The following is a 14,994-nucleotide window of genomic DNA, read 5'->3' as shown; positions in this document are numbered from 1 at the left end:
AATGCCGAAGTACGGTGGCTCCCCCGCGCGACGCAAGGCGTCGCGCCGCCGCACCATCGTCCTCAGCACCCTCGTCGCCTCCGCCCTCCTCGGTGGCGGGGCGCTGGCATCGAACGCGCTGCAGCCGGGCCAATCCGAGCCGCAGGCCGTTGCCGACGACTCCCGATCCGTAGGCCGGCAGGTGGGCACTCCCCCGCCGAAGGAGAAGACCGAGCCGCCCTACAAGCACGGTTGGTACAAGGCAGAACGCCCGAAGCCGACTCCCACCCCGACGGAGACCGCCGCACCGACACCGACGCCCACTGTGGAACCGACCCAGGATCCACAGCCGGAGCCGGAACCTACCGCGACCGCCGAGCCGGAGACCGAGGAGCCGAGCGTCCCCGAGGAGCAGGGCCCGTTCCCCACGATGGAGACCACGGGGCCCCAGACCTCCGACCTGAAGCCGAGCGAAGGCATTACGACCTCAGAGGCAGGCCAGGTTGTCGAAGGCCTCGACGTCGATGGCCGTATCAGGATCGTCCATGACGACGTCACCGTACGTGACGTACGGATCACGCATACAGGCAGCACAGGCGGCCAGTACGCCCTTCACATCGCCGAGAAGTCCAACGGTGAATGCCCGCAGAACGTCGTCATCGAGCACATCGAGATCGTCGGCGACAAGTCCGAACTAGCAGACGATGCCATCGCGCTCTACGGGGCATGCCCGTTCACACTGCAAGAATCGCGCATCTACGACGTCGGCTCCGCAGTCCGGATCACCAACGGGTCACACATCGAAGGCAACTACCTGCGCGGCAACTTCTACAACCCTGACTCCGGCACGCACCGGTCCGCTCTGGGGCTCAACGGCGGCGCTGACCACGTCATCGTCAACAACAACATCGACTGCGAAGGACCGGGCTGCTCCGGCGCCTTCGTGATGTACGGCGACTTCGCGCAGGTCCAAAACGTCCTGATCGAGCACAACCTGCTCAACACCACCGGTTCCTACTGCACGTACGCCGGTTCGCTCGACGCGAAGAAGCACCCAGTAGCCGAAGACGTCCGCTACATCGACAACCACTTCGGCCAGAAGTACTTCGACACATGTGGACGGTACGGTCCCGTCTCTGGTCGAGACAGCAACGGCGGGCCTGGCTTCGTTTGGGAGGGCAATGTGTGGGCTGACAGTGGAAAACTGATCGAGTGAGAACACTCAAGAGTGCACGACTCGGCCGGTCGGCCGCACGGTGGTCCTTAGCCGTGGCCGGCCGGCCGCGTCCTGCTCTGCCGGAGCGATGAGATGTCCCTCGAGGTGCTGCTCATCGCCGGAGGCGATGACACGGCATCGACGTACCGTCGTGCCGGTCTGATAGGGCAGGCGGCCATCAGCCTCCCCGGCGCAGTCAGACACGACGTCATCGAGACGTCGCATGCGACGCTCGCCCTGGTCGAGACGGAGGTCTCCGGGGGAACGCTGGCGTCTGTCGAGCGGGACGGTGACACCGTGCGCGTCGCGCTCGCTATCACGGACATTGGACTCGAGGCCGCCGCTCAAGATCCCGCCAAGGCACGCGCTACCGCCTCCGAGAGTGGACACGTAGCCGTGCGCCTCGCGCACGGCGGTGGTGTCGTCATTTCAACCGATGGTATCGCTACCGTGCCCGCGTACTGGTCGGAGCACGACGATCACCTGATCCTTTCCACGCACCTGGCCAGTCTGGTGAGCCTCGGCCTGCCGGCCGTGGTCGACGAGCGAGGGCTCTACGAGTACCTGGTCATGCTCCATCCCCTGAAGGACCGAACGACGCTTAGGGGAGCACGCATTCTCAGGCCGGGCGAAGTCATCGAATGGCGGCGGGGCCGAGTCGCCCATCGATCGGCTGTGCCCATCTTCGCGCCGTCTAACGCACCCATGAGCGATCACGAGGCCATCGCCACGTGCCGGGATGTCTGGGCGGAAGTTCTCGAGGATCTGTTTAGCCGCAACCGGTCCCAACGCATAGCCGTCGGGCTGAGCGGCGGTTTGGACAGTCGAGCGATCGTAGCTGGCGCTGCGCTAGTCGGCCACCGGCCGCTCGTATTCTCGTATGGCACCAGCAATAACGTGGACACTCGTATCGCGGGCGACATTGCTGATCACCTCGGCATGCCGTTCATCCGCTTGCCCGTCACCGACGACCACCTCATGCCTCGGCCAGAGATCATCGCCGACCACCTCGATGGTGCACACAGCCCTGCCGAGATGTACGAATCGTGGTTCGCCGAGACACTTCGCTCATTCGCCGGCGTTCTCGTCAACGGTGCCGGCGGGGGCCAGCTCTGGGGCGATGAGAAGTCCCTGGGACTCACCGACCACCGAGCAATTGCCGCTAACGTCTGGCATCGGTATCACGACGCAGCGCTGGCTGTGGCGCCATACCTCTCAGCGGAAGCGAGAGCCGATCTGGAATCTGAAGTACGCGGCGGCATCTCCGAGTCACTTGCTGAATGGGATCTCGCCCAACGAGCTGACATGACAGTGTTCTGGCGGATCGCCAACCGGCAGGTCCGATGGGGCAACATGCTCATCAACGCTGCCCGCCGGTCGGGGCTGCGTCTCGAGAGTCCATTTCTGGATTCGCGCTTCATGGACTTCGCGTCCAGGCTCGGGGCTGAGCAACGGCTGAACGGGCGCCTCCACCTTCAAATCCATCGCGACCTCTTCACGGCGACCGCAGGCGTACCCCGAAGCGACGACGGGAACAGCCCACGCCATCTCGATCACGCCTATTGGTCAGGCGAGAGTTCATATTTGCAGCAACTGGTCCGACTTACCGTTCGACACCCGCTGTCCGGTAGCCGGAGGGCTCTTCGCCGAGCCGTTCAGGTTGGGACTCACGCCCTCGGGCGGCACACGCCTCTCCAGAGCCCGGCCAGAAGGTGGGACGAACGGACATCGGTCTTCCCGATCCAGCTCTGGAGCACAACACGGCCGGTTTTCGGCGAGCGCATGGCCACCCTTCTCGAGTCGATAGGCGCGCCACATTCCTTGTTCTCCCCGGACGCTCTCGAGCGGGCTGCCGGCGATCTTCGCGGTGGCCGGTTCTCCGGCTCCGTTGCAGCCCTTGCCCGTGCGGCAACAGCGGCTCGTTGGATCGCGGACTATGACGCACGAGCGCGTGTCGCGTCCACCTTCGGTCGTTGATCGAACGAGGGCGATGCGACGAAGAGCGTCATGGCCGGGACTAGACCGGTGGCGCGCCGCACGACTAGCGCCGGCCCGCTGAGCCGGCGCAAGCTCGCGGCTGTGAACAGGCAGAAGCGTGACACGGGGAACTGTCTTCCCAGCGCCGCGAAGGCCCGCACCCGCGCCCTCTCGGGTAGCCAGTGCAGAAACGGAACTCCCGTGTGAACCTCGATCGGGAATCGCCGGTTCGGTGTCGTATGAGCCCAACCACACCGCGCGACACGTTGGCTTTCCAGCAACAGGCGTCGAGCGCCGTCATAGCCGCCTAGATGCTCGATGACCGCGTTCGAAACCACATAGTCGAACGATGCGTCACGAAATGGCAGGTACCGGCCGTCACCACGAACGGTTGGCATCCCGAAGATCGGCTTTGCGACCGGCTCATAGGTGAGGGCAACGACCCGTGCGTGGCCCGCCAGGCCGCGTTCTACGAATGACTCGGTTCCCACGCCGGCTGCATCGCTGGCGCCGACCAGCAGTACAGTTGAATCCTGCGGAATCCAGGACCGCAACGTCTCTAGCTTGCGTTTTCGCGATGACTCACTGAGACGGCGTGCCGGTCCACGGAGCATGCGCAAGATCGCCATGGTCCCCCCAGGGTCGTCCCGCAGCGTACCGCTGGTTGGGTCGACGGAACAGGGGTTCCGAGCGCGACATGCGTGGTTGATTCCCCTCGTGCGCGTCCACACGCGGCGCGCAGTTCATGCCGTCGCGCCGAGCGGCCGGTGCGGTGATCCAGCCGTGCCCGTCCAGCCAGCCCGGCTCGTCGCCGGCGTCGGCGAGGGTGTCGAACGGCATGGTCACGTTCACCGTGGCGGGCCGGCCCTGCCGGGTGCCCAGTCGCTGCCCGCTGGTGTGCTGGGTGCCGCAGCCGCCCAGGCGGCCGGTGGCCAGCGCCGTCCAGCCGAGGGCGGTGGCGAGGTCGAAGCGCAACTGGTCCAGAGTGCGCGGATCGTCGTCGGCCCGGGCGGCGCGGGCGACGGCGTCCAGAGCGGTCCAGAGGGCGGCCAGATCCTCGGCCGGGCCGGTCAGGCTCATGATGCTGGTGGAGTCGGCGTCACCGTACGGGCCGGGGCGCTGCACGCGCCGCTGCTCGCGGCCCTGCAGGCGGCGGGTCTCGGCCGCGTCCGGGTCGGCGGTGATGACCAGCCGGTCCAGGCTGCGCGACAGCTGCCGCAGGGTCCGGGCACCGGCGGTGGGCAGCACCCGCGCCTGCATCCGCTGGCGGGCGGGCGGGTCCAGCACGCGGGTCTTCGCCGCGATCAGCTCGGCGCGCCGCTCGTCGATGGCGCCGGCGTCGAGCGCCTCCAGGGTGGCGGGGAGATCCTCGACGAGCTCGACCGCGAGCGCGACCCGGACGTCGGCGTGACCGGGTGTCCAGGCCAGCGCCGCGGACAGTTCCGACCCTGCGGCGCGCACCGGGTCATGAGTGTGCCGCGGCGACCCAGCGCCGTCGCGTCCGCCGCAGGACGCATAGTTCCCCCGGCCGGTCAGCTCCGCCATCGAGCGCAGCTGCAGCGCCCGCAGGTGCGCGATCTGCCGCTCCGCGGCGAGCACGACATCGATGACACCCGAATCCCCCAACGCGGCCGGATCGACCCGCTCCAGCACCCCCGCCAGCTCACCCCCGACCGGCAGCGCCGCCCACTCGGGCGCCGGCGGGGTGAGCTCTGCAACCATGCCCTCACCCTACGGACGCCTGTTCGATTCCACATCCTCACGCGTAGACCTTCGCGAGCATTCGCTCAGAGAACGCCGCCGCGCAGAAGTGCACGGAGCGCCGCCCGGTTGGTCGGCCGCCCCAGCGCCGCCCGTACCGCCTCGTTGGCCACCACGACGCACCAGAAGGCCGCAGACGCTACCGGGCCGTGCCGCTTGCGGTAGAGCTTCGTCCGGTTCACCGCCACGAGGCTCCACAACCAGGGTGACCGTTCCATGTCGCCACCCGGATGCGACGCCACGGCATCGGGCACGTAGGTCAGCCGATACCCGGCGTCGCGAGCGCGCAGGGCGTAGTCGGTCTCCTCGGAGTACAGGAAGAATCCCTCGTCCCACAACCCGACGGCATCCAGCGTGCGGCGTGAGATGAACATCGCCGCGCCTGTGGCCCAATCGGCGGTGGCACCGTGGACGTAGTACTCAGGATCGCGGATCATGTCGCCGAGTCGGGGGAACCGTGCCGCTCGATGCCCGCCGAGGACGGCCTCTCCCACGGCACGCAGCAAGGTCGGCTCGCGGCGCAGCGAAAACTTGAGCTTCCCGCTGGCGTCGACGATGCGCGGGACGGCGATGCCGAACTCGTGGCGCTCGGAGACCTGATCGAGCAGGCTACGCACTGCCCCGGCGGAAAGAACGGCATCCGGGTTGAGAACGAGTACGCCACGCGCTCCTACGCCCTGGCGCAGGGCGACATTGATGCCGGCGCCATAGCCGAGGTTGGCTCCAGCGTCGATGACCACGGCCCATGGCGCGAGCGCGCGCACCACGTCCGGCGTACCGTCGGCGGACGCGTTGTCGACGACGACGATGCGCGCCGAATCGATGCCCTTCAGCGCGGCGGGCAACGACCCGAGGAAGGACTCGACGATCGCCGCGCTGTTGTAGGTGACCGCGACGACGACCACCTCCGGCTCCGTTCCAGCGCTGGCCGAGGCAACGGCCTCCGGTATCTCCAGCACAGGACTCACCATGTTGCCGGCCTCCCCGCCAACCGTCGGACCCGGTTACGCACGCTCTTGGCCTTGCGCCGCCAGCCGCGGTAGGCGTCCGGGTTGAGCGACGCCGTCTGCAGGATGTACGCGCTCTGCACCAGTTGCGCGCGCCAGTCGTCCACCGTCCGCACCCCGTTGGCCTGCGCGGACAGCGGCATCCGCGCTGCCAGCTCCGCGTCGGTGCGCACCAGGGTGTGCGGCGATCGTGGATCATCCATGTGGTCTTCGGGGACGAACGGGTAGTAGAACCCGTTGACGCCGCCGGCCCGGGCCACGCGTAGGCAGTAGCCGGTGAACGACTCGGTCTCGCCCAGCGGCCCCAGGCGGTCGACGAACGCACGCGGCATCAGGTACCCGCTGCCTTGGACCCAGAGGTTGCGCATCAGCTGGTGGCCGCCGCGGAATTTCTGTATCTTCCATCGCGCCCGCTCGAACGAGAAGTCCTCGTCCGGGTGCCGCCAGCTGCCGATGACGCCGAAGTCCGGATTGGCCTCGTGCGCCGCGGTGAACGTGTCGAGCCACCCGGGAGCGACGAGGCAGTCGTCGTCGACCTTGGACACGAATCGGGCCGTGGACTCGCTCCACAGCCAGCAGGTGGGCGGCCGCAGCCGGACGTTCTCACGGCTGTGGTGGAACCGCTCGACCCGGGGGTCCGAGCGGTAGGGCCGCAGCGCCTCGAGCGTTTCCTCGTCGTCGCCGTTGTGCCACAGCCAGACACGGTCGTCCTCGCCGCAGGTCTCGAGCAGGCGCGGCAGGCTCAAGTGCAGGTAGCCGCCGCTCTTGTACGTGATCATGACGATGTCGGCGCGCCGCCCCATCAGCCCACCTCCTCCAGCTGACGAGACTCCGGCTCGCGCAGCCGCTTGCGCTTGATACGCCGCAGCGTCCCGCCGACGGAGCTGACCTTGGCCCGCCAGCCCAGCCGCAACCACAGCCGGAACGACGGCAGGCCGGAGTAGTCCGGCGCCGCCAGGCCGGCCAGGCGCATCGTCAGCACGCGCGCCCACACCGCTCCCCGGGTCGAGGCCAGGTTCGGCTGCGACTGCGGCAGTCGATCCAGCGGAATCGGATGGCCCTCGACGGCGCCGTCGCGCAGTGCGGCTTCCAACGCGTGCCGGCCCGCCTCCGTCCGCACCACGACGAGCGACCGTCCCGGCTCGCCGTCTCGCACCTTCCGGTACCAGGGATCACCGACGGCGAGGTCGGCGAACTCGCTGGTGTGGTCCGGGCAGATCATGCACCGCCACTGCCGGTGCTTCTGCAGCGTCTCGCCCCACGACTCCTCGTAACTGAACGACGGCGTCCGCCCGTCACGGGTGCGGATGCGGAACCGGCCGGGCCAGCCTTCGCCGCGGTAGTCCAGCCGCACGACGTCGTCGGGCTCGGCACCCAGCCGGCGAACCAGTTCCTCGGTGCCGCGCGTGGACGGCGTGCCGGCACAGAAGATCCCGATGGTCAGCGCGAGCTTCTCAGCCAGCAGCGGGCGCAGGTCGGTAGCCCGCTTCGTCGCGGCGATGTCGCACGGCTTACCGACGACAACGCTGCGGCCTTCCCCGCCCTCGACCAGGTCCAACCGCTCACCCGGGCTGGCCGGCGAATATCGCGAGCCGGCCGCCCCCACGATGTCCGCATAGCTGTGGTTGAGGACAGTCTCGTTCTCCAGCGGCGCGTCCTCGCGCGCCTGCACCTGCAGCACCCCCGCCGCTGAGCCGGACGTCACGGCGTGCGCGGCGAGCGCGCTGATCACACCGCCCGATGAGCCGCGGTGCCGGACCTCGGGGTCGGTGGCCCAGCACTCGTACAGCGCGAGAACCGGACCCCACGCGCCGCCGAACGGTGCCCCGTCCAACGCCGCGGGTTCGTGGCCCAGGCGCGCGCCCGGGCAGGCCGCCAGCGCGTCCCCGGCGACCCGGCCGTTGACGCTGGCGATCGGGAGCGGGCGCCGGCCGGTGTCCGCGACGTCGGCCATCCGCAGCGCGTCCGGTGCCAGGTAGGCGCACGTGCCGCAGCCGGTGCACAGGTGGGCGTCGACGACGTCCTGGATGGACTTGACCCGGGCGGTCATGCGATCGCCCCGTGGCCGGCCGGGTCGTCGCGCCAGCGCCGGATCTCGTCGGCGATGTCGGCGAGCTGCCCGCGGGCTCGGTCGACGACACCGGGCACCGTCTCGCCGAGCCGGGTGCGGGACACGTCACGGGCTGCGAAGGACGCCGTCATCGCCTCGACGGCGGCCGGACCGGCCACCTCGCGGGCGTCGCCCACGTGCTCACCCATGCCGCACGTCTCGAAGACGCCCCGGGTCTTGTCGCTGTACGCGTAGCCGAACGCCGGCACCTGCGACGACAACGCTCCGATGGTGGCGTGCATCCGGCTGCCGGTGAACCAGTCGCATCGCGCGATGCACCACTTCAGCTCCGCGGCGTCCAGCTCGGATGGGACGACGGTGGCGCGCGAGCGTTGGACGGCCGGCAGCGCGGCCACGACCTCGTCGATGGCGGCGATGTCGCTCTCACCCTGCCCGCCCGGCACCTGCACGTGCGGGACCAGCAGCACGCGGGCGCCCTCGTCGATCAACGCGCGCACCAGGCCGGTCATGGTCGCGATGTAGTCGCCGGCCAGCCCGAAACGCTCCCGCCCTGCCGCGTCACGCAGCAGGCCGCTCACGTTGACCCCGGCGACGACCTCACCGTCGGTGGCCGCCTCGACCGCATCGGCCACCTGGGCATCCGGGCGGCGCGGCCGCAGCGCGAACGCCACATCGACGCCGTCGCGCAACCGGGCCGTGTCGGCGTCCGGTCCGGCCAGCTCCAGCAGCCGCTGATACGACCTGGGATCTCGCGCATAGGCGAGCGCGGCGGAGCGCACCAGCCGCCCGGCCAGCGCCCGCCCGTCGGTCGTCGAGAACGGGCCGTAGGTCTGCGGCAGGAGCACCAGCGGCCGGCCCGCCCGCAGCGCGGCCAGCTTCGGCGCCGCGATGGACTGCAGCCGTACCGGGCCGTACATGTCGGTGAAGCTGTCGCCACCGCTGATGTCGATGACGGCGTCCGACCGCGCGATCCGCCCGGCCACCGGGTTGCCCAGCCCGCCGAGCGCCTGCGCCACCCTGATCTGCGTCCAGCTCTCCGGCCGGTGCCAGCGCCGCGACAACCGCACGCCGACGTACTCCAGATCGGTCGACGGGTAGCGCCCGGACGCGTCGCGCCGTACGCCCCAGCCGTCGTCGAACGCCGATATCCGCGAACCCGGCGCGACAGCGTCGATGACATCGATGACCGAACGGCCGAGCGCCTCGACACCTCGGTTGCCGTTGCCGATCGACGCGCCGGCAAGGCACAGCCGAATTCCCCCCACGTGGCCCCCCACTGAGAACAGACAGGGCAAGTATGTCCGACAATGCCGGTTAGCGCGACTGTTCCACTTTGCGCATCTGCCACACCGGCCTACCATTGGACCAAACCTCGTCATGAGGTGGTGCACGTGCTGGGGGGCATCGGTGGACGTCTGGCGAATCACACTTGCTGCGCTGCGCAGGTGGTACGTCCTTCTGCCACTCCTCGCGCTCACCGGCTTCGCCGCCCTCACGATGGGGGATCGCGTCGCGCCCGAGTACGAGGCTCAGGCCGGCGCCATGATCACCCCACCTCGAGCCGAGGCGGAATTGGCCAACCCATACGGCAGCCTGACCAACGCCAACGAGGCCCTGGGCATCGTCCTGAACAGCGTCGACACTCGACGGACCGTGGCCGAGCAAGGCCTGTCGCCCGCCTTCGAGATCGGCGTTGCATCGCGCAGCACCATCCTGCAGATGTCGGTCCGGGCGGACACCCCGGAGGTCGCCGTCGGAACCGGCCAAGCGGTGCTCGACCTGGCCGCACAGGAACTCGCCACCAGGCAGACCGAGGCGGGCCTGCCCGCCGAGGCGCAGTTCACGCTCTCGGTCCTGGAGCCGCCGGCGGTCACCGCGGTTGTCGACACCGGGTCTGTGCGGGTCCAAGCGGTAGTAGCCGTGCTTGGAGGCGGACTGTCCTTGCTGGTGGCGGTGCTGTTCGACGACATAGTCGGACTGTGGCGGCGCGCCCGCGCGAAGCGCTCCTCAGGGAACCGCCGACCAGCCGCGGACAGAGGCGCCACTGAGCCGGTCAACGTTGACGACGCCGCGCCAGCCACAGTCCAGCGAGCGGTCCGTCGCGTAGACACTGGCCGGGACGGAACCGACCTTCCCCGGCGCGGCAAGTCGCGGGCGAAGTCCCAGCGTCAAGCGGCCGCGCGCCGCCGTGCCGACAGTCTTCGGCAGCAGCCCTCGCCGAACGAGAACGTCGAATCCGAGATATCGCGGCGCCCTGGCTGGATCGGCCCACAGGGCGAGAGGCTGCCGCACGACGAGCACGTTGAAGCGTTCGGTTCGACAGCATCCGACGACGCCACCACCGAGCTGTCGACCGTTGATGTCGATGCCGATGTCGGCGCACCGACATCGTCAGGTGCGGCGCGGCGCTGATGAGCGCGGCCCCACCGGCCGCTCCGGCGGCGAGCAAGCGCCGGGCCAGAGTATCCACTTGGCGGCCGGCCCTGCTCGTCGAACCTGACAGCCTCCGAAACGCCCGCAGCGTGCGGGAACCAGCATTGCTCAAGCCGATCACCACCCTCACCGTGCTGATCGCCTTCCTCGCACTGCAGTTCCTGATCCCGGCCCGGCTGGTCATCGGCGGCATGGGCGCGGTGGGCCGGCCGACCGTGGCACTCGGCATCCTGCTGGCTTTCATCTGGGCGCTGTCGGCGTTGCGCGGACAGATTCCCGGCGCTCGGCAGCCGATTCGCTGGATCGTTGCCCTGTACGTGGCCGTGCAACTGTTCGGCTACGCCGTTGGATTCGACCGCGGCCTGCCAGGTATCGAAGCCAGCAGCGCCGACCGGTGGATGATCTTAACCATCGCGATGGCGGGTTTGACCCTTGCCATCGCCGATGGCATACCGACCCGTGCACAGCTGGACCGCTTCCTCCTAGTGCTGGTCGGCCTCACCACGGTCATGGCGCTGATCGGCATCTTGCAGTTCCTCGGCATCGCGGACCTCACGCGCTACCTGCGGCTTCCAGGGCTGAGCAACAACGCCGAACTCATCGGCATCGGCGAACGAGGCGGACCTGGATTCGCCCGGGTGGCGTCGACCGCGACACACTACATCGAGTTCGGCGTCGTTCTGTCCATGGTGTTGCCGCTGGCACTCCACTATGCGTTGTTCGCCGCCGGACGTCGGCAGCGGCAGTGGCGCTGGGCCGCGGTGGCGCTGATCGCGTCGGCCATCCCGTTCTCGCTGTCCCGCTCGGCCACCCTCGCCGTCACCTTGGGCCTGGTATTGCTGGCGACGGTATGGCCGTGGCGGCAGCGCTACAACGCCGCGGTCATCGCGGTGATCGCCACTGCCGCGTTCAGCGTCGTCCAGCCCGGTGTGCTGGGAACCATCCGGTCGCTGTTCTCGAACGCCGACGACGACCCCAGCATCCAGGATCGGATCGCCCGCACCGACTACGTGATGGACCTGTGGTCGCTGCGCCCGTGGTTCGGGCGCGGCGCCGGGACCGTCCTCCCGGAGCAGTACATCTTGCTGGACAACCAGCTCTACATGACGCTTCTGGCCGGCGGCGTGGTCGGCGTCGCCGGACTGGTGATCTTCCTGCTCGCTCCGTACTTCGTCGCCCGCAGTGTCCGGCTGCGCGGAGCTGACCAGGAGACCCGGCACCTGGCCCAGGCTCTTGCCGTCACGCTGCCGGTGAGCCTGCTGGTGAGCGCGACCTTTGACTCCTTCTCCTTCGCCACCTTCGTCGGTGTGGTCTTCGTCGTGACAGGAGCGATCGGGGCGCTGTGGCGGCTGGACCACGAGTCGCCGCACGAGCGGGTCCTGCAGGTCGCGGCACCCGGTGACAAGTACGTCGCCACGCCGCTGATGGCCCTCTGGAAGCGCTCGGCACACGACCAGCAGCGGTGACGGTCAGAACGGTGGTTGGTCGCCGGGATCGGGTGGTTTCGCGGTGGTGGGACCGATGGGTTCGGGTGGCTTCAGGTATCGGTGGCCGGTCGGGCTGAGCCAGGCCGTGGCGCCGGAAGGCAGGCGATCGACCCGCCAGCCGCCGCGATGTTTGAGCAGGTGATGCAGCCGGCACAGCGGCTGGCAGTTGCACGCATTGGTCGGCCCGCCGGCACCGTGAGCGACACGATGGTCGATGTCGCAATGGATCGCCGGCCGGTGACATCCCACTGCGCGGCAGGTCCGATCGCGCAGGACCACGTGGTCGATCAGTGCCTGCGTCGGACGGTATCGGCCGGCGCCGTGATCGACGAGGTGACCGCTGACCGGGTCGGTACCGACCCATTGCCAGATGCCAACCGCGGCCAGGTGCCGGGCGACCTGGGCGGGGATGGGGCCGTACCCGGCCAGCTCGGCCGGTTCGTCGCTGAGCCCGACCAGGGCACGGAAGGGGAACGTGAGCTGCACAGCGACCGGACGCCCGTGTGCCGAGGCGAGCGGGATGGGCGGCGGTGCGGTGGAGGACAGCGCCTCGCCATCGGGCGGCCCGGCGGCTTCGTCATGCGCGCGGCCACAAGTGCACGCGCAGCCAAGCCGGTGGCCGGCCCCGCCGATCTGCTGGGTGTTCAGGGCCTGCCAGGCCATGGCCGCCAAAGCGTCCGCGCGCCGTTGGCCTGCGGTGCGGCGCTGACGTTCGCCCGCGGTGTCGAGGCGCTGGAGGGTGTCCGCCGCGGCGTCCAGGACCTTCCTCACCGCGATCGCGTCCTCGGCAGGCAGGTACGCCTCCAGATGCGCCATCGCGTCCGGAGCCGGAGTCAGCGTGACGTCGCGACGCTCCCGCGCCTCCTGGCACCTCTGCTCGGCCGTGGCCGGGGCGAGCTGGTGCAGCAGCTGAACTATCCGGCGCCGCAGCGCGACCGTGTCCAGATCGGGCGCCGCGGGCAGCACCGCGGCCTCGACTCGACGCCGGATCGCAACATCGTGCGTACCCAGCTCACCGGTGATCAACCTCGCACGGCGCTCGTCGATCAATCCAGCGCTCAGCGCGGCCCAGGTGGCCGGGAAGTCTTCCACCAGCTGCACAGCGTGCCCGACCTGGTTCTCGGCCTGCCGGGTGGTCGTCACAGTGCGGGCGGCGACTTCCAGCGCGGCGTTCGTGACCGGGTTCACCGACCGGTACCCGGACTCGCCGGGCCGCAATTCCGGCCGGCCCGTCAGCTCCGCCAATGCGGCGGCCTGACCGGCAGCCACCCAGGACGCGAGCCGAGCCCACGCGCCGGCCGCTTCCACCACGTCATAGGTCGACGCCGCGGTCAGCTCTACCTCCGCCAGGCGGGCAGCCAGCCCCGGCCCTGTCGGCGTCGCCTCCAGCGACACGCTGCCGGGTGGAGCGTCGTCAGGCAAGTCGAGGCCGTCCAGCAGACCGTCGGGGAGCACGCCGCAGGCGAGCATGCCGTCGTCGGGAAGCTCCCACGGGTCGTACGTGACCCACGCGCCGGTCCGCGGATCCTGAGCCAGGTACGTATCAGCACCCAGGAGTGCTTTCTCGAACATGCGAACTACTTTAATCCCGCTCACTGACAAGGTCGGCCGAGTGCTGCCGAGCCCGACGTCAGAACGCCAGCCGCGCCTTCGTCACGGTGAAGCCCTCGGCATAGCGGGACCGGCACTCCACGCCGCGCAGCCGCATCAGGCTGAGGAAAGTCTCGTCGTCCCACCAGTCGCGGCCGGTTTGGGAGGGGAAGCACTCGTCGAGCAGTTCGGCCTTGCGCCGGGCGAGCTCGGGCGGCACGGGGACGTAGTGGGTGACGGTACCGAGGTCGCCGTCCCACTTGGGGATCTCGTAACCCAGGACCAGCGCATCACGCCACACCGTGGGAACAAGCTCGGCCAGCAGCCGGTGGTCCTGGTGGGCGTCGTCGCGGCGAGGGGCGAAGACGACGTCCGGGCGGACGTCGCGGGCGACGGCCTCCAGGGCGTCCTTGACCTCGTCCCAGTGGGCCGGCAACCGGCCGTCGCGCAAGCCGATGACGCGGACGTCGACGGCGGCGCCGGGGAGGAACCGCCCGGTGGACTTCAGGGCCTCGTCGTGCCGGTCGCCGGCGCCCGTGAGCACGACGGCGGTGGCGCTGACCTCGCGGGCCGCGGCCAGCGTGAGCAGGGTGCCGCCGCAGCCGATCTCGATGTCGTCCGGGTGCGCGCCGACACAGAGCACCTGCAGCCGGCCGGGCGGCAGCGCCAGGTCGATCATCGGCCGGACCGCCACAGCTCCCACGGTGCGGTGCCCTTGGCGTGCAGGTCCTCGAGCATCGCGCGCTCCTTGAGAGTGTCCATCGGTGCCCAGAAGCCATCGTAGGGAACAGCCGCCATCCGGCCCTCTTTCGCGGCCCGGACGCACCCGTGCATGACGAGGTCGTCGCCCGGTTCGAGGTAGTCGAAGATGCTCTGGCGCAGCACGAAGTACCCGCCGTTGATGCGCAGCGCCATGTCCTCGGCCGGCAGGAACCCGGTCACCTTGGAGTCCGCGTCGACGTCGACGACGTGGAAGGAGTTGCGCGGCTTGACCACCAGCATGCTGCCGACGTCGTCGGTGCCGAGGAAGCGCTGGACGATACCGTCCATCGGCGCGTCGGTGAGCACGTCACCGTAGTTGGCGAGGAACACCTCGTCGTCCCCGAGGTACTGGCGGACGCGGCGCAGCCGCTCACCGATCTCGGAGTCCAGGCCGGTGTCGACGAACGTGATGCGCCAGTCGCTGATGTCGGAGCCGAGCAGTTCGACGCTGCGCCCGCCCTTGGACAGGACGAAGTCGTTGGACGCGGTCTCCCGGTAGTCCAGGAAGTAGTCCTTGACCGACCGCGCTCCGTAGCCCAGGCACAGGATGAACTCGGTGTGCCCGAAGTGCGCGTAGTAGCGCATCACGTGCCACAGGACCGGGCGGTCGCCGATCGTCATCATCGGTTTGGGCGCGGAGTCCACCCCGCTGCGCATGCGCAGCCCGTACCCTCCGCAGAACAGCACAACCTTCATGGTCGCCCCCCGGCA

At 69.4% G+C, this 14,994-nt stretch carries 13 protein-coding genes; 4 read left to right on the top strand and 9 right to left on the bottom strand.

The window, feature by feature from the left end:
- The first annotated feature begins 1 nt into the window (after nucleotide 1).
- On the top strand, nucleotides 2-1,195 hold the full coding sequence (locus JIAGA_RS0105410; protein ID WP_026874877.1) for a right-handed parallel beta-helix repeat-containing protein: 1,194 nt from the start codon (nucleotides 2-4) through the stop codon (nucleotides 1,193-1,195).
- A 93-nt stretch (nucleotides 1,196-1,288) separates the two neighbouring features.
- Nucleotides 1,289-3,172: an asparagine synthase-related protein gene (locus JIAGA_RS0105405; RefSeq protein ID WP_026874876.1), complete on the top strand. Its 1,884-nt coding sequence runs from the start codon at nucleotides 1,289-1,291 to the stop codon at nucleotides 3,170-3,172.
- On the opposite strand, the gene JIAGA_RS36085 is transcribed toward JIAGA_RS0105405, so the two are convergent.
- The 6 genes from JIAGA_RS36085 to JIAGA_RS0105380 all read right to left on the bottom strand — a co-directional run bounded on the left by JIAGA_RS36085 (nucleotide 3,130) and on the right by JIAGA_RS0105380 (nucleotide 9,276).
- A complete protein-coding gene (locus JIAGA_RS36085; RefSeq protein WP_342673689.1) occupies nucleotides 3,130-3,786 on the bottom strand; it encodes a methyltransferase domain-containing protein in 657 nt (218 codons plus the stop codon). The two genes, JIAGA_RS0105405 and JIAGA_RS36085, sit on opposite strands and share 43 nt — an antisense overlap.
- A complete protein-coding gene (locus JIAGA_RS0105400) occupies nucleotides 3,755-4,894 on the bottom strand; it encodes a DUF222 domain-containing protein (RefSeq protein ID WP_026874875.1) in 1,140 nt (379 codons plus the stop codon). The genes JIAGA_RS36085 and JIAGA_RS0105400 overlap by 32 nt, the downstream gene beginning before the upstream one ends.
- 65 nt (nucleotides 4,895-4,959) lie before the next feature.
- The gene (locus JIAGA_RS0105395; protein ID WP_084469482.1) at nucleotides 4,960-5,904 is read right to left on the bottom strand and encodes a glycosyltransferase family 2 protein; all 945 of its coding nucleotides are present in this window, start codon (nucleotides 5,902-5,904) and stop codon (nucleotides 4,960-4,962) included.
- Nucleotides 5,898-6,743: a glycosyltransferase family 2 protein gene (locus JIAGA_RS0105390; RefSeq protein ID WP_026874873.1), complete on the bottom strand. Its 846-nt coding sequence runs from the start codon at nucleotides 6,741-6,743 to the stop codon at nucleotides 5,898-5,900. The genes JIAGA_RS0105395 and JIAGA_RS0105390 overlap by 7 nt, the downstream gene beginning before the upstream one ends.
- Nucleotides 6,743-7,990, bottom strand: coding sequence for a Coenzyme F420 hydrogenase/dehydrogenase, beta subunit C-terminal domain (locus tag JIAGA_RS0105385; RefSeq protein ID WP_026874872.1), 1,248 nt, complete (start codon nucleotides 7,988-7,990; stop codon nucleotides 6,743-6,745). Before JIAGA_RS0105385 ends, JIAGA_RS0105390 begins: the two co-directional genes overlap by 1 nt.
- A complete protein-coding gene (locus JIAGA_RS0105380; RefSeq protein ID WP_026874871.1) occupies nucleotides 7,987-9,276 on the bottom strand; it encodes a polysaccharide pyruvyl transferase family protein in 1,290 nt (429 codons plus the stop codon). The genes JIAGA_RS0105385 and JIAGA_RS0105380 overlap by 4 nt, the downstream gene beginning before the upstream one ends.
- 142 nt (nucleotides 9,277-9,418) lie before the next feature.
- Here JIAGA_RS0105380 and JIAGA_RS0105375 point away from each other — a divergent pair, with 142 nt between their 5' ends.
- A complete protein-coding gene (locus JIAGA_RS0105375; RefSeq protein ID WP_026874870.1) occupies nucleotides 9,419-10,423 on the top strand; it encodes a YveK family protein in 1,005 nt (334 codons plus the stop codon).
- The gene (locus JIAGA_RS27720; RefSeq protein ID WP_051425755.1) at nucleotides 10,423-11,910 is read left to right on the top strand and encodes an O-antigen ligase family protein; all 1,488 of its coding nucleotides are present in this window, start codon (nucleotides 10,423-10,425) and stop codon (nucleotides 11,908-11,910) included. The genes JIAGA_RS0105375 and JIAGA_RS27720 overlap by 1 nt, the downstream gene beginning before the upstream one ends.
- Before the next feature lie 3 nt (nucleotides 11,911-11,913).
- Here the strand turns inward: JIAGA_RS27720 and JIAGA_RS0105365 are convergent, their stop codons facing one another.
- From JIAGA_RS0105365 to JIAGA_RS0105355, 3 genes are read right to left on the bottom strand one after another with little or no spacing between them, the layout of a single operon-like run.
- A complete protein-coding gene (locus tag JIAGA_RS0105365) occupies nucleotides 11,914-13,503 on the bottom strand; it encodes an HNH endonuclease signature motif containing protein (protein WP_026874869.1) in 1,590 nt (529 codons plus the stop codon).
- A 58-nt stretch (nucleotides 13,504-13,561) separates the two neighbouring features.
- The gene (locus JIAGA_RS0105360; RefSeq protein WP_026874868.1) at nucleotides 13,562-14,200 is read right to left on the bottom strand and encodes a PIG-L family deacetylase; all 639 of its coding nucleotides are present in this window, start codon (nucleotides 14,198-14,200) and stop codon (nucleotides 13,562-13,564) included.
- Nucleotides 14,197-14,979, bottom strand: coding sequence for a glycosyltransferase family protein (locus tag JIAGA_RS0105355; protein WP_026874867.1), 783 nt, complete (start codon nucleotides 14,977-14,979; stop codon nucleotides 14,197-14,199). The genes JIAGA_RS0105360 and JIAGA_RS0105355 overlap by 4 nt, the downstream gene beginning before the upstream one ends.
- Nucleotides 14,980-14,994 lie beyond the last annotated feature (15 nt).

This window comes from Jiangella gansuensis DSM 44835 (assembly GCF_000515395.1).
GTDB classification, from domain to species: Bacteria; Actinomycetota; Actinomycetes; order Jiangellales; family Jiangellaceae; genus Jiangella; species Jiangella gansuensis.
The sequence above is the reverse complement of the archived record's forward strand: the minus strand, read 5'-3'. Positions and strand labels throughout refer to the sequence as shown.